This is a genomic window from Delftia sp. 11MD (assembly GCF_050907895.1).
GTDB lineage: Bacteria > Pseudomonadota > Gammaproteobacteria > Burkholderiales > Burkholderiaceae_C > Comamonas > Comamonas tsuruhatensis.
The window spans coordinates 5223796-5244307 of record NZ_CP194333.1 but is presented as its reverse complement, the minus strand read 5'-3'; the positions used below and the strand labels follow the sequence as shown (position 1 = coordinate 5244307).

Annotated in this window: 18 protein-coding genes; 7 read left to right on the top strand and 11 right to left on the bottom strand. The window is 68.7% G+C overall.

Features of this window, described 5'->3' with window-relative positions:
• Positions 1-39: 39 nt before the first annotated feature.
• Positions 40-906 (bottom strand): segregation and condensation protein A, encoded by an 867-nt coding sequence (locus tag ACRSCF_RS23980; protein ID WP_026062089.1) that lies wholly within the window; start codon positions 904-906, stop codon positions 40-42.
• 75 nt (positions 907-981) lie between these two features.
• Complete coding sequence (locus ACRSCF_RS23975) at positions 982-1185, bottom strand: DUF3460 family protein (RefSeq protein ID WP_016449043.1); 204 nt, start codon at positions 1183-1185, stop codon at positions 982-984.
• A gap of 46 nt (positions 1186-1231) precedes the next feature.
• On the opposite strand from ACRSCF_RS23975, the gene bamE reads away from it, so the two are divergent.
• Together bamE and ACRSCF_RS23965 are read left to right on the top strand one after the other, a co-directional pair.
• Positions 1232-1729 (top strand): outer membrane protein assembly factor BamE domain-containing protein, encoded by a 498-nt coding sequence (gene bamE, locus ACRSCF_RS23970; RefSeq protein ID WP_016449042.1) that lies wholly within the window; start codon positions 1232-1234, stop codon positions 1727-1729.
• Positions 1730-1892: 163 nt separating this feature from the next.
• On the top strand, positions 1893-2531 hold the full coding sequence (locus ACRSCF_RS23965; RefSeq protein ID WP_017404251.1) for a YitT family protein: 639 nt from the start codon (positions 1893-1895) through the stop codon (positions 2529-2531).
• Between the two features lie 2 nt (positions 2532-2533).
• Here the strand turns inward: ACRSCF_RS23965 and ACRSCF_RS23960 are convergent, their stop codons facing one another.
• The 4 genes from ACRSCF_RS23960 to ACRSCF_RS23945 all read right to left on the bottom strand — a co-directional run bounded on the left by ACRSCF_RS23960 (position 2534) and on the right by ACRSCF_RS23945 (position 7042).
• Positions 2534-2830 (bottom strand): hypothetical protein, encoded by a 297-nt coding sequence (locus ACRSCF_RS23960; protein ID WP_016449040.1) that lies wholly within the window; start codon positions 2828-2830, stop codon positions 2534-2536.
• Positions 2831-2980: 150 nt separating this feature from the next.
• Complete coding sequence (gene metG / locus ACRSCF_RS23955) at positions 2981-5047, bottom strand: methionine--tRNA ligase (protein ID WP_034366112.1); 2067 nt, start codon at positions 5045-5047, stop codon at positions 2981-2983.
• Between the two features lie 139 nt (positions 5048-5186).
• Positions 5187-6425, bottom strand: a complete 1239-nt coding sequence (locus tag ACRSCF_RS23950) for a patatin-like phospholipase family protein (protein WP_016449038.1) — start codon at positions 6423-6425, stop codon at positions 5187-5189.
• A gap of 56 nt (positions 6426-6481) precedes the next feature.
• Positions 6482-7042 (bottom strand): restriction endonuclease, encoded by a 561-nt coding sequence (locus tag ACRSCF_RS23945; RefSeq protein ID WP_016449037.1) that lies wholly within the window; start codon positions 7040-7042, stop codon positions 6482-6484.
• 138 nt (positions 7043-7180) lie between these two features.
• Here ACRSCF_RS23945 and apbC point away from each other — a divergent pair, with 138 nt between their 5' ends.
• Entirely contained in the window at positions 7181-8272 is a 1092-nt protein-coding gene (gene apbC / locus ACRSCF_RS23940) for an iron-sulfur cluster carrier protein ApbC (protein WP_012203771.1), read from the top strand.
• A 192-nt stretch (positions 8273-8464) separates the two neighbouring features.
• Positions 8465-9433, top strand: a complete 969-nt coding sequence (locus ACRSCF_RS23935; protein ID WP_016449036.1) for a LysR family transcriptional regulator — start codon at positions 8465-8467, stop codon at positions 9431-9433.
• Here ACRSCF_RS23935 and ACRSCF_RS23930 read toward each other — a convergent pair.
• The 5 genes from ACRSCF_RS23930 to ACRSCF_RS23910 all read right to left on the bottom strand — a co-directional run bounded on the left by ACRSCF_RS23930 (position 9430) and on the right by ACRSCF_RS23910 (position 15317).
• A complete protein-coding gene (locus ACRSCF_RS23930; protein ID WP_244387242.1) occupies positions 9430-11754 on the bottom strand; it encodes a xanthine dehydrogenase family protein molybdopterin-binding subunit in 2325 nt (774 codons plus the stop codon). The genes ACRSCF_RS23935 and ACRSCF_RS23930 overlap by 4 nt on opposite strands.
• Before the next feature lie 107 nt (positions 11755-11861).
• Positions 11862-12539, bottom strand: a complete 678-nt coding sequence (locus ACRSCF_RS23925; RefSeq protein WP_016449034.1) for an N-carbamoylsarcosine amidohydrolase — start codon at positions 12537-12539, stop codon at positions 11862-11864.
• On the bottom strand, positions 12536-13621 hold the full coding sequence (locus ACRSCF_RS23920) for a hypothetical protein (protein WP_012203775.1): 1086 nt from the start codon (positions 13619-13621) through the stop codon (positions 12536-12538). Before ACRSCF_RS23920 ends, ACRSCF_RS23925 begins: the two co-directional genes overlap by 4 nt.
• 50 nt (positions 13622-13671) lie before the next feature.
• Positions 13672-14517, bottom strand: a complete 846-nt coding sequence (locus ACRSCF_RS23915; RefSeq protein WP_016454169.1) for an alpha/beta fold hydrolase — start codon at positions 14515-14517, stop codon at positions 13672-13674.
• A gap of 11 nt (positions 14518-14528) precedes the next feature.
• On the bottom strand, positions 14529-15317 hold the full coding sequence (locus ACRSCF_RS23910; protein ID WP_279613710.1) for a maleate cis-trans isomerase family protein: 789 nt from the start codon (positions 15315-15317) through the stop codon (positions 14529-14531).
• 323 nt (positions 15318-15640) lie between these two features.
• On the opposite strand from ACRSCF_RS23910, the gene ACRSCF_RS23905 reads away from it, so the two are divergent.
• From ACRSCF_RS23905 to ACRSCF_RS23895, 3 genes are all read left to right on the top strand, one after another.
• Entirely contained in the window at positions 15641-16798 is a 1158-nt protein-coding gene (locus tag ACRSCF_RS23905; protein ID WP_016449030.1) for an FAD-dependent monooxygenase, read from the top strand.
• Positions 16799-16906: 108 nt separating this feature from the next.
• Positions 16907-17464, top strand: a complete 558-nt coding sequence (locus tag ACRSCF_RS23900; protein WP_046985986.1) for a (2Fe-2S)-binding protein — start codon at positions 16907-16909, stop codon at positions 17462-17464.
• On the top strand, positions 17461-20460 hold the full coding sequence (locus ACRSCF_RS23895) for a cytochrome c (protein WP_244387239.1): 3000 nt from the start codon (positions 17461-17463) through the stop codon (positions 20458-20460). The genes ACRSCF_RS23900 and ACRSCF_RS23895 overlap by 4 nt, the downstream gene beginning before the upstream one ends.
• Positions 20461-20512: the final 52 nt, after the last annotated feature.

Below are 20512 nucleotides of genomic sequence, written 5' to 3'. Positions count from 1 at the left end.
GCCGGCCTGTCGGTGTGCGCGTGCCTGTGTACGTGCCCGCTAGACGGGCGTATAGGCCAGGCGCACGTAGATGGGCGCAAAGGCTTCGGCCTGGGTGATCTCGATCAGCGTTTCCTTGGCCAGCTCCAGCAGGGCGATGAAGGTCACGACCAGCACGGTCGATCCCTTCTCTGGCTGGAACAGGGTCTCGAACTCGACAAAGCGCCGGCCCTGCAGGGCCTTGAGCACCTGGCTCATGTACTCGCGCACCGAGAGTTCCTCGCGCGTGATCTTGTGGCTTTGCACAAGCTTGGCACGCTTGAGAATGTCGCGCCAGGCCGATTGCAGCTCGGCCACGTCCACATCGGGGAAACGCGGCTGCAGGTTCTGCTCGATATGGACCTGGGCCCGGAGGAAGTCGCGCCCGTAGTGCGGCACCTGGCCCAGCTGTTGGGCAGCGAGCTTGATCTGCTCGTACTCCAGCAGGCGGCGCACCAGTTCGGCGCGCGGGTCCTCGGCTTCCTCGCCATCGTCCTGCTTCTTGGGCGGCAGCAGCATGCGCGACTTGATCTCGATGAGCATGGCCGCCATCAGCAGGTACTCGGCCGCCAGCTCGAGGTTGCGGCTGCGGATTTCGTCGACATAGCGCATGTACTGGCGCGTCACGTCCAGCATGGGAATGTCGAGGATGTTGAAGTTCTGCTTGCGGATCAGGTACAGCAACAGGTCCAGCGGCCCTTCGAAGGCTTCGAGGAAGACCTCCAGCGCATCGGGCGGGATGTACAGGTCCTGCGGCAGGGCGAACAGCGGCTCGCCGTACAGGCGCGCCAAAGCCACCTGGTCGATCACGACCGGTGAATCGTCGCCAGGAGCGGGGGATGCGGCGCCGGCGCCCGCAGGCGCCAGTGCGGACTCAGCCTCGGCCATGCCTTGCTGCGCAGGCATCAGCTGCATGCGCAGGGTGCCACAGCGAAACAGGCTGATGTGTCATTGCAGCCGAAATCAGGAGTTCGTCTGGTAGACGTAGGGTTTCTGGTCCACGCGGCCGGCGCGCAGGTCTTCCCAGACTTCGTGGTTCACGTCCTTGTCCCACAGCAGCGAGCGGCCGGCCAGCTGCTGGCTGGGCAGCTCGGGCTTTTGCTTCTTCAGCTCGTTGATGAAGTTCGTGGCGTCGGAACGGTAATCGGGGCGGCGAAAGAATGACATAGACTGATAACCTCTTGAATCGCGTGATTTTACCGGGACACCGCCGATGAACCTAGTCTCCCGTCTTCTGGGCGTTGCCGTGGCCGTGATGGGCATGCTTGGGCTGCCCGGCTGCGATCCCCAAAACATCAAGGAACTCGAAGAAGGCCTGTCCACCGAGGCCGACGTCCGCGCCCGCTTTGGCGAGCCCGAACGCATCTGGACCGAGCCCGACGGCTCGCGCACCTTCGAGTACAACCGCCAGCCCGCCGGCAGCCGCAACTACATGATCACCATCGGCACCGATGGCCGCATGAGCGCGCTGCGCCAGGTGCTGGCGCCGCACAACTTCGAGAAAATCCGCCCCGGCATGGACGAGGAGCAGGTGCGCCGCATGCTGGGCAAGCCTGCCAAGGTCACCACCTACCAGCTCAAGCAGGAAACCGACTGGGACTGGAACTACATCGATCCCCCCACGCGCGACATGGAGTTCACCGTGACCTTCGGCCCCGACGGCCGCGTGCTGCGCAGCGCCGGCCGCGAGAAACTGCACGGCGGAGCCTGACAACAGGTCCCTGCAAGCCCCTGCGGCGCGCTGTACCCTGCACGCCACAGCGCGCCGGGGCAACAGTCTCTAGAATCCGGGTTTGTACCTATGACACCCCATGGGTACGGTGAAGGCCCCGAACCGGGGCCTTTGCGACGATAGATCTGTCATCACCCCGACAATGTCCACGCCCTCCCTACCCGCTGCGCCTGTTTCGGCCACCGCTTCGCTGCGCCATGGCCTCTTCGAGGATGTCCAGGCCCTCTTCACCGGAACCCTGTTCGTGGGCATCGCCATGATGATGTTCGCCCAGGCGGGGCTTTTGACGGGCAGCACGGCGGGCCTGGCCTTCGTGCTGCACTACGCCACGGGCTGGCCGTTCGGCCTCATCTTCTTCGCGATCAACATCCCGTTCTACTGGTTTGCCTGGACGCGCGTGGGCCGCACCTTCACGGTCAAGACCTTCATCTGCGTGGGCGCGCTGTCGCTGATCACCGAAATGGGGCCGCGCCTCATCCACATAGACTACCTGCACCCGGCCTTTGCCGCCATTGCGGGCGGCCTGCTCATGGGCTCGGGCCTGCTGTTCCTGGCGCGCCACCGCTCCAGCCTGGGCGGCGCCACCATCGCCTCGCTCTACCTGCAGGACCGGTACGGCATCCGCGCCGGCAAAGTGCAGATGGCCATCGACTGCTGCGTGGTGCTGCTGGCGCTGTGGGTCGTGCCCTTCGAGCGCGTGGCCTGGTCGGTGCTGGCGGCCGTGATCATGGGCGTGTTCCTGGCCGTGAGCCACCGGCCCGGGCGCTACGCCGGGCAGTAGCCTCAGGGCGTCAGGGGCTGCCCATCGGGCGTGCGGTAGCGGACCGTGATGCCGCTGTTGTCTGCGGCTGCCCCGTCATCGCTCATCGCATCGACGGCCTTGCCCACTCCCTTGCCGACGATTTTTGCCGTGCCCACAGCCGCATCCGCGGCCAGCCCCACGGCCGAGGCCGTGACGCTGACCGCCGTGGCGGTCACGGCCACCACGGTGCAGCCGGACAGCAGTGCGCTGGCGCACAGGCAAAGAAAAGCCCCCAGGGCCGGGGACCGTGAGGGCTTGCGGGACTTTGCAGACTTCATGATTGTCGTCCAACACACTGTGCGCAATCTTTGAAACCGGCAGAGCCCAAGTCAGGGACGCCGAGGAAGGGTCGCCCCGCACCGAGGGTGTCGCCGGGTGCCCGTATGCCCCCCTTCAGGGGGAAGGCGCGAAGCGACTCAGGGGGCATTTCAATGTATACGCATGCCAGGTGTGGCACCGGGGAAGGGCTCCAGCACGTAGATGCCGGGGTTGGCCTTCTCATCGGCGTGGCTGGCGGCCAGCACCATGCCTTCGGAGATGCCGAACTTCATCTTGCGCGGCGCCAGGTTGGCCACCATCACGGTGAGCTTGCCCTGCAGCTGCTCGGGCTGGTACATGCTGGAGATGCCGGAGAACACGTTGCGTGTCTTGCCTTCGCCCACGTCCAGCGTGAGCTGCAGCAGCTTGGTCGAGCCTTCCACGGGCTTGCATTCCACGATCTTGGCGATGCGCAGGTCCACCTTGGCGAAGTCGTCGATGCTGATGGTTTCGGCAATTTCCTCGCCGCCGGGCAGGACCTTCTCGACCACGGGCTCGGGGGCCTCGAACAGGGCCTCCAGCTGCTTGACGTCCACGCGCTGCATCAGGTGCTTGTACAGGCCGATGGCATGGCCGGCGCCCAGCAGGCTCTGTGCGTCGGCGAACTGCAGCGGCGCCACGTTCAGGAAGCCTTCCACCTGTTCGGCCACGGCCGGCAGGATGGGCTTCAGGTAGATGGTCAGCAGGCGGAAGGCCTCGATGCAGGTGGTGCACACGTCCTGCAGGCGGGCGTCCATGCCTTCCTGCTTGGCCAGCTCCCAGGGCTTGTTGGCATCCACGTATTCGTTGACGCGGTCGCACAGCTGCATGATCTCGCGCACGGCGCGGGCCGTGTCGCGGTTCTCGAAGGCCTGGACGACGGCCTCGCTCTGGCCACGCAGCTGGGCCAGCAGGGCCTGGCCATCTTCGCTGACCGTGCCCAGCTTGCCGTCGAAGCGCTTGGCGATGAAGCCGGCCGCGCGCGATGCGATGTTCACGTACTTGCCGATCAGGTCGGAGTTGACGCGGGCCATGAAGTCATCGGGGTTGAAGTCGATGTCTTCATTCTTGCCGTTGAGCTTGGCGCCCAGGTAGTAGCGCAGCCACTCGGGGTTCATCTGCAGGCCCAGGTACTTGAGCGGGTCCAGGCCGGTGCCGCGGCTCTTGCTCATCTTCTCGCCGTTGTTCACGGTCATGAAGCCGTGCACGCAGATCTTGGTGGGCGTCTTGCGGCCGCTGAACTTGAGCATGGCGGGCCAGAACAGCGTGTGGAAGGTGATGATGTCCTTGCCGATGAAGTGGTACTGCTCCAGCGCGGGGTCGGCCATGTAGGCCTCGTAGTCCTCGCCGCGGCGGTCCAGCAGGTTCTTGAGCGAGGCCAGGTAGCCCACGGGCGCGTCCAGCCAGACGTAGAAGTACTTGCCCGGCGCATCGGGGATCTCGATGCCGAAGTAGGGTGCGTCGCGCGAGATGTCCCAGTCGCCCAGGCCCTCGCTGGTCGTGCCGTCCGGGTTGGTGCGCACGCTGAACCATTCCTTGATCTTGTTGGCCACCTCGGGCTGCACATGCTGGCCGTCCTGGGTCCATTCGGTCAGGAATTCCACGCAGCGCGGGTCCGACAGCTTGAAGAAGAAATGCTCCGAGCTCTTGAGCACGGGCTTGGCGCCGGACAGCGCCGAGTAGGGGTTGATCAGGTCGGTGGGCGCGTAGACGGCGCTGCAGACCTCGCAGTTGTCGCCGTACTGGTCCTTGGCGTGGCAGCGCGGGCATTCGCCCTTGATGAAGCGGTCGGGCAGGAACATGTTCTTCTCGGGGTCGAAGAACTGCTCGATGGTGCGCGTCTCGATGAAGCCGGCAGCCTTCAGGTCCCTGTAGATCTGCTGGGCCAGCGCGTGGTTCTCGGGCGCATCGGTGTTGTGCCAGTTGTCGAAGGCGATGTGGAAGCCGTCCAGGTACTGCTTGCGGCCTGCGGCGATGTCGGCCACGAACTGCTGGGGCGTCTTGCCGGCCTTCTCGGCCGCAATCATGATGGGCGCGCCGTGGGCGTCATCGGCGCCCACGAAGTTGACCGCGTTGCCCTGCATTCGCTGCGCACGCACCCAGGTGTCGGCCTGGATGTATTCCATGATGTGGCCGATGTGGAAGTTGCCGTTGGCGTACGGCAGGGCGGTGGTGACGAAGAGTTTGCGTGCGGTCATGGATGGCGGCTTTCTCGGGGGAACCTGACATTCTAGAAGGGCTGGGCGGTTGTGGGGCGGCGATGGCTTTTCCGTGCAGGCCGACATACGGGGGAGTTGTTGCGGGCCTTCGCTGCGCCAGGCCTGTTGGCTGCAGGCGTCAGCTGGCGACCAGCGGGCGCTGCCAGCCCATGAACTGCTCGATATCGCTGCGCCGCGCCAGCGCGTCGCGCCGGCCCAGGGCCATGAGTTCGCGGGTGAAGCTGCGCTCGAACAGCAGGTAGCTGGCCAGGGCGGCGCCGCGCGGGTCGCTGGCGTCCTGGCGCACGCCCAGGGCACCCAGCAGGGTGCGCATGGGCAGCGGCAGCTGGCCCACATGGCGCGCGGCGATGGCGTCTATGCGCTCGGAGGGCGAGATGACCAGCAGCTGCAGCGGGCGCAGCCGGCTGCGTTCGCGGTCGGCGGGCGGGATCAGGGCCAGGGTCTGGTTGATGCGCTCGGCGCGCTCCACGTCCAGGGACAGGGCGTCCAGGAAGATGCTCGACAGCGTGTGGCCCGCGATGTGGGCCAGCGACGGGTAGCTTGCGCCTTCTGGCGGCGGCCTGGCCGGCGGCTCGGTGCGCCGGCCCGCGCCCACGACGAGGATGCGCTCTGCGCCCAGGTGGATGGCGGGCGCCAGCGGCGCGGTCTGGCGCATGGAGCCGTCGCCGAAGTATTCGGTGGCGCCGTCCAGCGGCAGCGGCGTGGCCGGAAAGATGAAGGGGATGGCCGAGGAGGCCAGCAGGTGCGCGTGCGTGATCTGGGCGGCGGCGGCCTTGCGCTGGTTGCGCACCCAGGGCTGGAGCTGGTCCTGCGCCTGGCAGAAGGTCACATGCTCGCTGGTGGTGTAGCTGGAGGCCGAGACCGCCAGCGCACGCAGGTGGCCGTCCGCGATCAATTGCGGCAGGCGTTCCAGCGGAACCAGGCCACACGACAGCAGGCGGCCCAGCGGCTGGTTGTCCAGCAGCGAGCGCGGGCGCATGCGGCCCCAGCGCGCCAGGGCCCAGCCCAGGGACAGCAGGGTCAGCCAGCGCGCGCCGCTGCGCAGCACGCTCAGCGAGTCGGACAGGTAGATGTCCTCGGGCCGCAGGTTGCGCCAGATGCGCGACATGCGGCGCACGGCCCGGTCGAAATGGTCGCTGCCGCAGGCCAGGGCGGCCGCGTTGATGGCGCCGGCAGAAGTGCCGACCAGGATGGGGAAGGGATTGGGGCCATGCTGCTGGCCGCAGGCGCGGCGTATCTCGGCAATGGCCTCCAGCACGCCGGCCTGGTAGGCGGCGCGGGCGCCGCCGCCGCTGAGCAGCAGTCCGGTGCTGGGGGGAGGGAGGCTGGAGTCGGGTGAGGGCGCGGCATCGGGCATGCCTGGAGTGTGCCGCGCGCCGGCCGTCATCAGATCAGGGGATGACCCCGAAGGAATCAGGCCTTGGCCAGCAGGGAGCCCAGGTCCTTGCCGGAGATCAGGGCGATGCCCTGCTGCTTGGCCCAGGCGGCTGCATTCTCGGCCGGCGGCTGCAGCGACAGGTAGCAGACCGTGGCCGCATCGCGCGCCTGGCCTGCGGCCAGCAGAGCGCGCAGCGGCTCCATGCCGTGCACGCCGGCCTTCCAGCGCCTGGCGCTGGCCACGGTGGTGCGGCCTTCGCGTTCCAGCACGAAGTCGGCGCCGTCCTTGTCGGACAGGCGGGTGACGGTGTAGCCCTCGGCCTGCCAGGCGCGATCGAGCCGATCGGCGAACTCGCGCCAGCTTTGCTGGGCGGCGATCTCCAGGGCCTGCTCCACCTTGGCGGGGCTGGGCGCGCGCAGCTGGCGCCAGGCGGCAACGCAGCCTATGCCGAAGAAGGGCAGGGCGGTGATGGCGGCGAACGGCGCGATGTCCTTGGGCAGCAGCGCCGTGGACACCAGGGTCACCAGCGCGGCCAGCGCGATGCTGATCCACCAGCGCGAGCGCAGCAGGATCGCGAACAGGGAGTTGTGGGCCATCTTGAATTTCACGGGGCGGATCTTTCGCGGAAAAAGGCGGGAGAAATGGGAACAAAGCCAGCGGGGCCTGCATTGTCTCGCGCGGGCGAGGGCTTGGGGCCTTGGATAGACTATCCGGCTCTAGGAGTAATCAAAGCAATGGCAGTCACAGAACAAGCGCTCTTGGCCGCGCTCTCCAGCGTGCTCGACCCCCACACCGGCAAGGACTATGTGAGCACCCGCGCCCTGCGCAACCTGCAGGTCACGGGGGCCGACGTGGCCTTCGACGTGGAGATGGGCTATCCGGCGCAAAGCCTGGTGCCGGCGCTGCGCGGCCAGTTCGTCGCGGCGGCCAAGACCGTCGAGGGCGTGGGCAATGTCTCGGTCAACATCACGTCCAAGGTCGCCGCGCATGCGGTGCAGCGCGGCGTGCAGTTGCTGCCGGGCGTCAAGAACATCATCGCCATCTCGTCCGGCAAGGGCGGCGTGGGCAAGAGCACGACCACGGCCAACCTGGCGCTGGCGCTGGCCGCCGAGGGCGCGCGCGTGGGCATCCTGGACGCCGACATCTACGGCCCCAGCCAGCCCATGATGATGGGCATCTCCGGCCGCCCCGAAAGCCCCGACGGCAAGACCATGGAGCCCATGGAAAGCCATGGCGTGCAGGTCATGTCCATCGGCTTCCTGGTCAACAACGACCAGGCCATGATCTGGCGCGGCCCCATGGCCACGCAGGCGCTGGAGCAGATGCTGCGCCAGACCAACTGGAAGGATCTGGACTACCTGCTGGTGGACATGCCGCCCGGCACCGGCGACATCCAGCTGACGCTGGCCCAGCGCGTGCCCATGACGGGCGCCGTGGTCGTCACCACGCCCCAGGACATCGCCCTGATCGACGCCAAGAAGGGCGTGAAGATGTTCGAGAAGGTGGGCGTGCCCATCCTGGGCCTGGTGGAGAACATGGCGGCCCACGTCTGCACCAACTGCGGCCATGTGGAGCACATCTTCGGCGCCGAGGGCGGCAAGCAGATGGCGGCCGAGTACGGCATCGACTACCTGGGCGCTCTGCCCCTGTCGCTGCAGATCCGCCTGCAGGCCGACAGCGGCAAGCCCACCGTGGTGGCCGAGCCCGACAGCGAAGCCGCGCAGATCTATAAGAAGGTGGCGCGCGACCTGGCCGTGAAGGTGGCGCTCAAGGCGCGCGATTTCACGAGCAAGTTCCCCACCATCACGGTGAGCCAGGGAACCTGAAATGCTGCGCCCCCTGAGCGGCTGCGCCGCTTCCCCCTCTCTCGCTGCGCGGGAGGGGGACGACGCCCTCGGGGCGGGGCGGCCCTTCCTCGGCGTCCCTGGGTTGGATTACGCCAGTTTTTCTCGCACTGGCCATGTCGATCTGATTTGTGCCGAAATCGGTGGCATGGTAATCGACTCAGGTTATTGCGCATGAACCTGCTGACCTCGATGCGGTATCTGGCGGCGCTCAACGAGCACCGCCATTTCGGCCGCGCGGCGCTGGCATGCCACATCACCCAGCCGGCGCTGTCCAATGCGTTGCGCGCGCTGGAGGAGGAGTTCGGCACGGTCATCGTGCGCCGGGGCCGCTCGTTCGCGGGCTTCACGCCCGAGGGCGATCAGGTGCTGGCCACGGCCCTGGCCATGCTGCGGGCCGAGGAAGGCCTGCGCCAGGAACTGAGCGCCGCCGCCGGCGCGCTGCGCGGGCAGCTGCGCATGGCGGCCGTGCCCACGGCCATGCCCATGCTCACGCGCTTTGCGGCCCTGCTGCGCGAGCACCATCCGGGCATCACGCCCGTGGTGCTGTCCATGAGCTCGGCCGAGATCGAGAGCGGGCTCGAAGACCTGTCCCTGGACCTGGCCCTGGGCTACAGCGCGCGCATGCCGCCGCGCGGACCGCGCCTGCAGTCCTGGCCCCAGTACGAGGAGCACTACTACCTGCTGTGCCGCGAGTGCCCCGAGTGCCGCGATGGGCAGGGCGAGGGCCGGCCCTTTGCCTTTGGTGCCGACATCGCCTGGCGCGAAGTGGCCGGCATGCCGCTGTGCCTGCTCACCCCCGACATGCACAACCGCACGGTGATCGACGAGGCCTTCGCCGCCGTGGACATTTCCGTGCAGCCCGCCATGGAAACCAACTCCGTGCTGACCCTGGTGATGGCCGTGGCGCAAGGAACGGATGGCATGACCACCGTGCTGCCGGGCGCCATGGTGGCAACGGTGCGCCACATGCCGGGCCTGGTGGCCCGGCCACTGCGCTCGCCCGAATTGGTCACCCCCATAGGCTTCATGGCCCAGCAGGGCGTGGCGCCCACGCGCGCGCTGCAGGCCGCGCTGCAACTGCAGGACGACGCCGGTTGGCGCGCGCAGTGCCTGCGGCATGCGGGGGCGCTGAAAGACTAGGCGGGTTGTGCAGTCTCTGGCGTGGCGTTCGGCGCGGCATTCAGTGCGGCGCGCACCACGTCGGGCGTGAACGGCGCGGCGTAGAAGCGTCGGCCGGTGGCGTCGAACAGCGCATTGGCCAGCGCGGCCGGGCCGGGGACCGAGGCCGATTCGCCAGCGCCCATGGGGGGCTCGTCCTGGCGCGGCATCAGCACCACTTCGATGGGTGGCAGGTCGCGGAAGCCGATGATGGGGTAGCTGCCCCACTCGCGGCTGGCCACGCCTTGCGCATTGAAGGCGACCTTCTCCATCAGGCTGCGGCTCAGGGTCTGGATGACGTTGCCGTGGATCTGGTGGCGCACGCCGTCGGGGTTGACCATCATTCCCGTGTCCTGGCCCACGACCAGGCGCCGCACGGCGATGCGGCCGCTGGCGGGGTCCACGTCGATGTCGATGACCCAGGCGGCCCAGGCCGCTCCGAAGCCGGGAAAGCGGCTGTGGATGTAGCGCGCATAGGCCACGCCGCGCCCGTGCAGCAGGCCGTCGGCGCCGGGGCGGCCCCGGCTTCCCGGCTGGTTTTGCTGCCAGCCCGCGTGGCGTGCCGTGGCCTCGATCAGCTCGACGGCGCGCGGGTCATCGAGGTGGCGAACACGGTAGTCCACGGGGTCGGCGCCGGCCGCATGGGCCAGCTCGTCGATCATGCAATCGTGGGCAAAGGAATTGGGCAGGGCCGAGACGCCGCGCAGCCAGGATGAGCGCACGATAGGCGCCATGTCATGGCAGGTGATGCGCTGGCTGGCATAGCGGTAGGGCGGCACGGCGGTGCGGTCGCCCATCTCCAGCGTGCGCGGCTCGCCCGGGATGCGGCCCGTGAGCAGCAGGGCCAGCAGCGGCGCGTCGTTGGAGGGGTAGCGCACGGCAAAGTCGTAGGCCAGCAGTTCGCCCCGGGCATCGATGGCCGCGCTCACGTCCATGAGCTGGGCCGTGCCCTTGGGCTCCCACTGGTGTTCCTGCTCGCGCGTGAGCTGTACGCGCACGGGCGCGCCCACGGCCATGGACAGCAGGGCGGCGTCGGCGCAGACATCGTCGGCGCAGTTGCGGCCGTAGCAGCCGGCCGCCTCCAGGCGCACGATCTCGATGCGGTCCTCGCCCAGTTGCAGCAGGCGGTCCAGGTCGGTGCGCAGCATGTGGGGGTTCTGCGTGCCGGCCCAGAGCTTGAGACGGCCCCCGCTGAAATCGGCCACGGCGCAGGACGGGCCGATGGAGGCATGCATCTGGTAGGGCCAGACGTAGCTGCGGCGCAGTTCGGTGGCCGTACCCGTGCCGACGCCCGCGAAGGCATCGTCCACAGTGCCCTGGTCCACCAGCGAGCGGTGCTGGGCGGGATTGGCTCGTATCGCCGCAGCCAGATCGGATAAGTCAGGCGCCGGCGGCACGGCCTGCCATTGCACGCGCAGTGCGCGCATGGCGGCAATGGCCTGTTCCTCGCGGTCGGCGACCACGCCGACGAAGTCGCCTTCGGTGACCACCTGCACGTTGCCGGGCAGGTGGGCCACGGAGTCGCGCTCCACGGCCACCAGGCAGCGGCCGATGAAATCGCCGCCGTCGCGGCCCGGGTGCGGAGGGCGGATGACGCGGCCATGGCGCATGCCGGGCACGCGCACATCGTGCACAAAGCTCAGCTCGCCCGTGGCCTTGGCAGGGATGTCCACGCGCGCCGTGCCACGGCCGACGAGCCGGTATTCGCTGGCGGGCTTGAGCTTCACCTCCTGATCGGGCGGGGCCAGCGTCAGCTGCAGCTGCTGGCCGCGCAGCAGATCGCCATAGCCGAGTTCGCGGGCATCGCTGCCATCGGCAAAGCGCACCAGGCCTTCGCGCGCCTGGAGCCGGTCCGCCGCCACATTCCATTGCTGCGCGGCCAGCGCCAGCAACTGCTCGCGCGCCTGGGCGGCGGCGCGGCGCAGCGGCACGGCCGAGATCTGGATGCTGGCGCTGGCAATGGTCGGGCCCTGGTTGGGCGCGGCGGCCGTGTGGCCCAGCACCATGTCCAGGCGCTCCAGAGGCACTTCGAGTTCTTCCGCCACGATCTGCGCCAGGGCCGTGCGTATGCCCGTGCCCAGGTCCACATGGCCGTTGAAGGCCAGGGCGCGCCAACCCTGGGGCGCGGCTTCGTCGGCCAGCACGGCCACGAAGACCTCGGGCGTGGATTGCACATAGTCGGAGGCCGTGCCGGGCTGGCCGGGCGCAGGGCGCGGCGGCGCCACGGGCTGGCGCACCACGAGCAGGGTGTCGGCGCGCGTGAGCAGCTGTGCGTGCAGGGCTTGGGGCTGGGGCAGGTTCATGGGGCGGTGTTCTTCGCGGGCACGCCTTCAGGCGTGCCCTGTGCATGTTATGCACTCCGGGGCCGGCTGCGCAGGGCCGGCCCCATAGGCGCGTTGGCGCGGTGGGATCAACCTGCGGCGAGGGCGTCGGTGTCGGCGATGGCCTGGCTCAGCGGCATCACGGCCGCGTACTTCTGGGCCATGTCGAACAGGTTGGCCTCGTGCGGGCCCAGGGCGCGGTCGCCGCAGCAGTCGGCCACGACCAGCGGGCGAAAGCCCGACTGCATGGCATCGACCACGCTGGCGCGCACGCAGCCGCTGGTCACGCAGCCGGCCACCAGCAGGGTCTGCACGCCGCGCTGGGCCAGCCAGGGTGCGAGCATGGTGCCGAAGAAGGCCGAAGGCGTGCTCTTGCGCACCACGTATTCGCCAGCGGCCGGGGCCAGCTGGGGCACGATGGCGCTGTTGGGGCTGTCTTCCTTCAGGGTCAGCATGCCGGGCACCTTCAGGCAGAAGATGTTGTGGTCGGCATCGTCGTCCGAGAACACGATGCGGCTGTGCGCCACGGGCCAGCCGCGCTCGCGCGCATGGGCCAGCAGGTGCTGCGTCTGCGCGATGGCTTCGGGGATGTTGCCGCCGCCGAAGACGGCCGGGTCGGCAAAGCCGTTGACGAAGTCGATGATGAGCAGGCCGAACGGGGCCTTGAGCGGCAGCGGCGTGCCGAAGCCCTGGCGTGCGTAGGCGGAGATGTCGCCCTGCACGCCCTCGGTGGGAACGCTCTGCGTGCTGGTGGTGGCGGTTGTCATGCGATGTCCTTTCCTTGCTTGGACCTTTTGGCGGCGCGCGCCAGTCCTTCCTCGTCCTGCACCACGCCGTCGATGACCGTGGGCTTGCCGTCCAGCGCCACCGAGCAGTGGCGCATGGGGATGTCGATGTGGCAGGCCGTGGTGCGGCTGCCCCCGGCCTCGTTGTTGGGGCCCATGGACCACAGGAAGTTGCCCTCGAAGGCGCGGGCGTCCATGCCGATGTGGGTTTCCTTGTTGTAGTGGGCCAGCATGGACCAGTGGGCGCGCGGCTGCAGCCCCCAGCCGATGTGGGAGACGGCATAGGCCTCGGGGTCCTCGTAGGAGGCCATGTACTCCTTGAGGATGTCGGCCTGCAGGCCGCCGCTGATGCGCGTGACGTAGCCCTTTTCGATGACGAGTTCGATGGGCTCGGTCACGTAGTCCTTCATGGGCAGCAGGATGTCGCCCCGGTCCAGCACCACGCGGCCGTTGCTCTCGCCCTCGTCGGGCCAGGTCAGCACGAAGCCGCTGGGCCAGTGGTCCCAGCGGCCGGGCTGGTCCACGAAGCCGTATTCGCAGATGGCCGGGAAGCTGCCCAGGCGGCAGCGCAGGTCGGTGCCCGCGGCCGAGGTGATGTGCATCTGCCCGGCCGCCTCGATCAGCTTGGATGCGGCCTGCACGCGCGCGCGGTCGCCCTCGGTGGGCACCAGGCGGCACAGCACCTCGGGTGGCTCCACGGCCAGCAGGATCTTGGTGCCGGTCTGCAGGATCTCGTGCTGCTCGGGCGAGAACAGCAGCGTCATCAGGTCCAGCACCAGGTCGCTGGCCTTGAGCGCGGCGATGGCGGCGGGGTTGCCGGTCAGCGGCGTCGTGCCCAGGTAGGCCAGGGAGTCGCGGCTCAGTGATTTTTCGGCATTGACGGGCGGCAGGTCCAGGCGGTTGACGCGCGCACCCATTTCGCTGGAGGCGGCAATGGCGCAGCGCAGCGTCTGCGGGTGCGTGTCGGCGCCCGTGAGCACGGTGACGGTCTGGCCGGCTTCGAGCCGGGACAGCGTGAGCACCTGCTTCCAGGCGTGGATCAGATCGATATCGCTGACGGACATGGTCGGCTCCTTGGTGTCGCGATGGATGGGAGTGGGCTGCGGTTGGACATTCAGTCCACCCGCGCGCCGAGGAAATCGCCCAGGGCCGAATAGAACCCGGCCTCGTTGTCCCAGGGAATCATGTGGCCGGCATTGGGCACGCGCACATGCTCGGTCTGGGGTGCCAGGCCTTGCCACTCGGCCACGTCCTCGCTGCGCACCACGTCGCCGCGCTCGGCCGTGACCAGCAGCAGCGGGTGCTGGATGCGGGGCAGGTCGGCATGGATGTCGTCACGGCCGAAGTCCTCGAAGCTCTGCACGATGGCCGGCTCGTGGCAGGTGTGCAGCCACTGGGCGCGCAGCTGGCGCTGCTCTTCGGTCCAGGTGGGGCAGAAGGCGCGCATGGCCTCGGCATCCATGCCCAGCGTGGCCTGGCGGATGGAGTCCACATACCAGGGCAGGGCGGCCGGGTAGGCGCGGCGGCCGGGGCCGGAGACCGGCGGATCGACGATGACCAGGCGCGTGAGCCCCACCGGCTGGCTGCGCGCGGCGCGCACGGCGATGCGCCCGCCCATGGAGTGGCCGACCAGCGCCCAGCGCTGCAGGCCCAGGGCCTGGGCGAAGGCGGCCACGTCGGCGGCCTGGGCATCGAGGCTGTAGTCCAGGCCCGGGCCGGAGGACGACAGGCCGCGCCCGCGCACATCCAGCACATAGGTGTCGAACTGGCGGCCCAGGTGCTCGGCCACGAAGCCCCAGGTCACGGCCGGGCTGGTGATGCCGGGGATCAGGATGACGGCGTCGCGCTGCGCGCGTTCGCCCTCGGCGCCGCCGTAGCGCAGGTAGTGCTGGCGGATGCCGTTGGCATGGACGTTGCCGCCGTAGCGGAATGTGCTGGGGGTGCTGGAGGTGCTGGTCATGCGTGTGTTCCTCAGGCCTTGGCTGCGCTGTTGCCGGTGTCGTAGGGGGAGGCGCCCGACAGCAGCGCACCCGCGCCCGGCACCACGGGGTCCAGCCCCAGTTCCTTGAGGATGGCATAGGTGGTGGCGATGGAGGCGGTCAGCACGGGCTTGCCGGTCTGGGCCTCGACCTGGGCCACGGCCGGCAGCGAGGGCATCTGCACGCAGGCCGACAGCACGATCACGTCGGCGTCGGCGTAGTTCATGCCGGCCACGATGCCGGGCAGCTTGGCGGGGTCGTGGCGGCCCACGTCCAGGTTGTCGGGGATCTCCAGCGCGCGCCAGTCCACGATCTCGAAGCCTTCGGCGGCCACGTAGTCCATGACCAGCTGGGTCAGCGGAATCATGTAGGGCGCCACCAGGGCGATCTTCTTGGCGCCCATGACCTTGAGCGCTTCCACCAGCGCGCCGGCGCTGGTGATCACCGGGGCGGTGGCGCCATTGCTGGCCGTGCGCTCGGTCAGGCGCTGCTGCGAGACGCGGTGGTAGCCCTTGCCCATGGCCATGATGGCCACCAGGCAGGCATAGCCCAGCACGTCCACGCGCGCGTCGCTCAGCTCCAGCGCGCAGCGGTCGCTTTCGGCGTCCATGGCGGCCAGTTCCTCCTTCTGGACCTTCTTCATGCGCATGCGGCTGGAGTGGAAGGTGAAGCGGTCCTGCGGGCGCAGCGTGGAGTGGGCCTGCAGCATGGCCGGCACCTCGGTCTCCATGGTGGTGTTGGAGCTGGGGACGATCTGGCCGATGCGGAACGTTTTGGTCATGGACTTGCCTTTGCGAAGTTTCGAGGGTTTCTGATCAGAATCAACTGAGTGTGTACGCTTTATTCTTGCAAAAGACGTGCCGCCTTGCAAATGAGAATTTTCTCGGGGTTTGTACTGATTTGGTGCAGAAATTGCACCAAAAATGGCGAACTTCAATTTATTCTGCCGCCCTATGGTGCATGCGTCGATTTGAAAAATTCAAGTGCATACACCTGAATTAAGTGTTTTGTTGCCTGGCACGCTTCCTGCTCTACACCCTGCAAGGACGCGCCGAAGCAACGGTTGCCCCGTCTGGCTTTCAACATTCCTGCAAGGAGAAAACTGTGTCTCAATCCCCTCGAATCGCCGTTGTCGGCGCCGGTCTCGGCGGGGCTGCAGCTGCCAAGCTGCTGCTCCAGGAAGGCTTCAATGTCCGCGTCTATGAGCAGGCGCCCAGCTTCTCGCGCCTGGGAGCCGGCATCCACGTCGGGCCCAATGTGATGAAGATCCTGCGCCGCATCGGCATCGAGGACGCGCTCAACGAGCAGGGCTCGCATCCCGACTACTGGTACAGCCGCCACTGGCAGACGGGCGACGTGCTGGCCCAGATTCCGCTGGGCGACTACGCCGTCAAGGAATACGGCGCCAGCTACCTGACCGTGCACCGTGGCGACTTCCATGCGCTGCTGGTCGAGGCCCTGCCCGACAGCGTGATGGCCTACGGCAAGTTCCTGACCAAGGTGGAGGACCGCGGCAATGTGGTCGTCATGCACTTTGCCGACGGCACGACCGAGGAGGCCGACATCGTCATCGGCGCCGATGGCGTGAACTCCCGCATCCGCGAGGAACTCCTGGGCCCGGAGCTGCCCAAGTACGCGGGCTACCTGGCCCACCGCGCCGTGTTCCCCACGCCCGAAGTCAAGGCCGGCATGCTGCCCTTTGACGCCTGCGTGAAGTGGTGGAGCGATGACCGCCACATGATGACCTACTTCGTCACCGGCAAGGCCGACGAGCTGTACTACGTGACCGGCGTGCCCGTCGAGAAGTGGGACCTCAACGACCGCTGGCTGCCCAGCAGCAAGGAAGAGATGCGCGAGGCCTTCTCGGGCTGGCATCCCACCGTGCAGGCACTGATCGACGCCACCGTGGAAGTGACCAAGTGGTCGCTGCTCGAGCGCGATCCGCTGCCGCTGTGGAGCCGTGGCCGCCTGGTGCTGCTGGGCGATGCCTGCCACCCCATGAAGCCCCACATGGCCCAGGGCGCCGCCATGGCCATCGAGGACGGCGCCATGCTGGCGCGCTGCCTCAAGGAAGTCGGCGCGCACAACCATGAGCTGGCCTTCGCCCTGTACGAAGCCAACCGTGCCGAGCGCGCCAGCAAGGTGCAGCGCATCTCGCACGACAACACCTGGCTGCGCACCAACGAAGATCCGTCCTGGTGCTTCGGCTACGACGTGTTCAACGTGCCCCTGGTCGAGCCCAAGGTCAAGGCAGCGGCCTGATACTCGCTGCCTTGTCGGACGAGGGGAGGGGAGGGAATCCCCCCACTCCTGTCCGGCCGCAGAACGCCGACATCCTGAACCGCAGCCAAGTTGCAAGAGCCTCGTCCCATGGGAACCCCAGTCCATCCAAGCAGTACCCCCCACCCCATCCGCCTGCAGGTCAATGCACGCGCATGCGAGGTGCCGGCAGCGCCCGGGACGGCGCTGCTGCATGTGCTGCGCAATGACCTGGAGCTGAACGGGCCCAAGTACGGCTGCGGCCTGGGCGAATGCGGCGCCTGCACGGTGCTGATCGATGGCGTGGCCGCGCGTTCCTGCGTGATCCCCGTGCGGGCGGCCGTGGGCCGCGAGGTCACCACGCTGGAAGGCCTGGGCTCGCGCCAGTGCCCCGGCCCCACGCAGCAGGCCTTCATCGACTGCCAGGCGGCCCAGTGCGGCTACTGCCTCAACGGCATGATCATGACCGTGGAGGCCCTGCTGCGCCGCAACCCCAATCCCACCGAGCAGGAACTGCGCAACGAGCTGCACCACAACCTGTGCCGCTGCGGCACGCATGTGGAAATCATGCAGGCCGCCCTGCGCGCCGTGCAGCTGCGTGCGCAACGCGCCGCGCTGCAGGCGCCCCCCGGTTTTCCATCTTCCAGCGCGGGCGAGGTCCAGCCATGAGCCAGGCTGGTCACACCCCCGCCCTGCCTTCCGACCTGCTGCACGGCCTGGCGCTGCGCCCGCCCGTCGCGGCCTGGGACGGTCTGCGCTACCGGGGCAGCGTGCCCCTGCATGCACGGCTGCAGGAAGCCCAGGCCATGGCCGGCGTGGTGGCCGCGGTGCAGCGCGGGCATTTTCTGGGCGTGGTGGCCGTGGCGCCTGTCCATGCCCGGCAGGCCGCTGCCAGCCTGGCCCCTGCCTGGGACGACCGGCAGGAAGCCAGGGCCGCCAGCGCGCCCCGTGCTGCCGACAGAGCCGACAGAGCCGACAGAGCCGACAAGGCTGACAAGGCCGACCTGCCCGATGCCGGCCGCTATGTCTGGCGCATGGCGGCGCCCGTGTCTTGCGAGGGTGCCGCACGCGCAGCCGTGTGGTGCCTGGACGGCCATGCCAGCGTCTGGCTGCCGCCCTGTGACGCCGACGTGCGGCAGATGATCGGCCGCGAACTGGCCGCATTGCTGCAATGCCCCGAGTCCGCGCTGCGGCTGTTCAGCCTGCCGGCCACGGCGGCCGTCACCCCGCATGTGCTGGATCTCATGGACGCAGCGGCCGATGCGGCCCTGCTGTCCCAGGCCGTGGGCCGGCCCGTCAGCGTGGCCTGCGAGGCCTGGACTGCTGCGGGCAGCGCAGACAGCCGGGAGCTGGTGCTGCGCGTGGATGCGCAGCCTTCGCAAGGGCTTGAAGCCGACACGGTGGTGCAGCCTCAGCCGGGCAATGCATCGCCGCAGCCAGACCTGCTGCTGTCCGACACGCCCTGGGCCGTGCGCCCCAGCATGGCGCGCCTGTTGAGCCAGCCCGAGCTGGCGCGCGCCGCGGCCCTGGCCACCGTGCTCGATGCCGGCGAAGTGCATGAACGCAGGCTGGCCGCCAGCCTGCGGCATGCCGGCGTCGATGATCTGAATGCCGCCCAGGTCTTTGCCCGCGAAAGCCACTGGCATGAGCAGGCGCTGGACCAGGGCCGTGATCCGCTGCAATGGCGGCTGCAGCACCTGCCCGAAGGCCCGGTGCGCGATCTGGCGCAGGAGGTGGCCGAGCGTGCGCAGGCATCGCAGCAGGCACCATCCCATCAGGGCGCCGACGGCCGCCTGCTGGGCCGGGGCTTTGCCACCGCCCAGCTGCAGACCCTGGATGCGCAGGGCGCCGATCTCCATGCCTGGAGCGCCTGGGTGGCCGAGGTGGCCGTGCACCCGCAAACGGGCGAGATCGAAGTGACCCGCGTCGTGGCCGGCCATGACAGCCGCAGCCTGCAGGCGGCGCAGGCCGCCAGCACGCGGCCCGAGATCGTCCAGCAGGACCCGCAACTGCTGGCCGACGCGCGCCGGCTGCTGGGCGCGGCCCCCGCTTTTGACGACTGGGCAGGGTCCACAGCTTCCGCTGCTTCTTTCGACGTGATCGCCAAGCCCGGCTCCGACCTGGCGCAGCATGCGCCCGGCGATGTCGCGGTCATCCGCCAGGGCAATCTGGCGCTGGATGGCGTGGCCACGCTGCCCGCCGCCGCCGCCATTGCCAACGCCATTCACCATGCGACAGGCGTGCGCCTGCGCGAAGTGCCCTTCCAGCCCGAGCAGCTGCGCCTGGCCCTGGCGGGCGAGGGCGCCGGCAAGCTCGGTGCGGCGCGGCCCGGCCGTGGCTGGGGCTGGCTGGCCGCAGGCGCCGCAGGCCTTGCCGGCATGGCCGCCATGGCCTGGCCGCTGAAGCCGGCCCTGCCGCTGACCGACGGGCCCGATGTGTCCCTGTACTCGCCGCAGGCCCTGGAGCGCGGCCGCCTGGTGGCGGCTGCGGGCGACTGCGTGGTCTGCCACACGGCCCCGGGCGGCGCGGCCAATGCCGGCGGCTTCGGGCTGGAGACGCCGTTCGGCACCATCTACTCCACCAACATCACGCCCGACAACGAAACCGGCATCGGCCGCTGGTCCTACGCGGCCTTCGAGCGCGCCATGCGCCACGGCATCCACCAGGATGGGCGCCAGCTGTATCCGGCCTTCCCGTACACGGCCTTCGCCAAGCTCAGCGATGGCGACCTGCAGGCCCTCTACGGCTACCTGATGTCCCAGCCCGCCGTGAAGGCCAAGGCGCCCGAGACGCAGCTGGCCTTCCCCTACAACCTGCGCCCGGCCATGGCGGGCTGGAACCTGCTGTTCCACGACGCCACGCCCTTCAAGGCCGACCCTGCGCGCAGCGCCGAATGGAACCGGGGCGCCTACCTGGTCGAAGGCGCGGGCCACTGCGCGGCCTGCCACTCGCCGCGCAATGCGCTGGGTGCCGAAAAGACCGGCATCCACTACCTGGGCGGCGGCGAGGCCGAAGGCTGGACGGCGCCCGCGCTCAATCAACTGGCCGGCGGCAAGCTGCCCTGGAGCCGCGAAGAGCTGTACCAGTACCTGCGCACCGGCTTCTCGGCCCGCCACGGCGTGGCGGCAGGCCCCATGGCGCCCGTCATCCACGGCCTGGCCCAGTTGCCAGAAGCCGATGTGCGCGCCATGGCCACCTATCTGATGGAACTGCCGGGCCAGGCCCCTCAGGCTTCCCAGGCCGCCCCGGCTATGTCGCCACCGGCGCCGGCCGCCGTGCAGGCGGCAGCGCCTGCGGCCCCACCTGCCAGGGCCCTGGACCGCCACGCCAATGGCGAGCGCATCTACCAGAACGCCTGCGCGGTCTGCCATGAGGCGGGCAGCGGTCCCACATTGTTCGGCGTCAAGCCGCTGCTGGCCCTGAACACCAACCTACATGCGGCCAGCCCCGACAACCTGGTCCAGGTGATCCTGAACGGCATACAGGCGCCGGCCGACGATGCGCTGGGCTACATGCCCGGCTTCGGGGACAGCCTGGACGACAGGCAGATCGCGGACCTGCTCGGATATTTGCGCGAACGATTTGCACCGGAGGAAAAAGCTTGGCCAGACGACACGAAGACGATTAACCGGCTGCGCATGCAGGCACAGGCGCATGCGCACTGAGGGCGGCAATGGGCAGCAATGGGCGGCGGCATGGGCGATGCCGCGGATATGG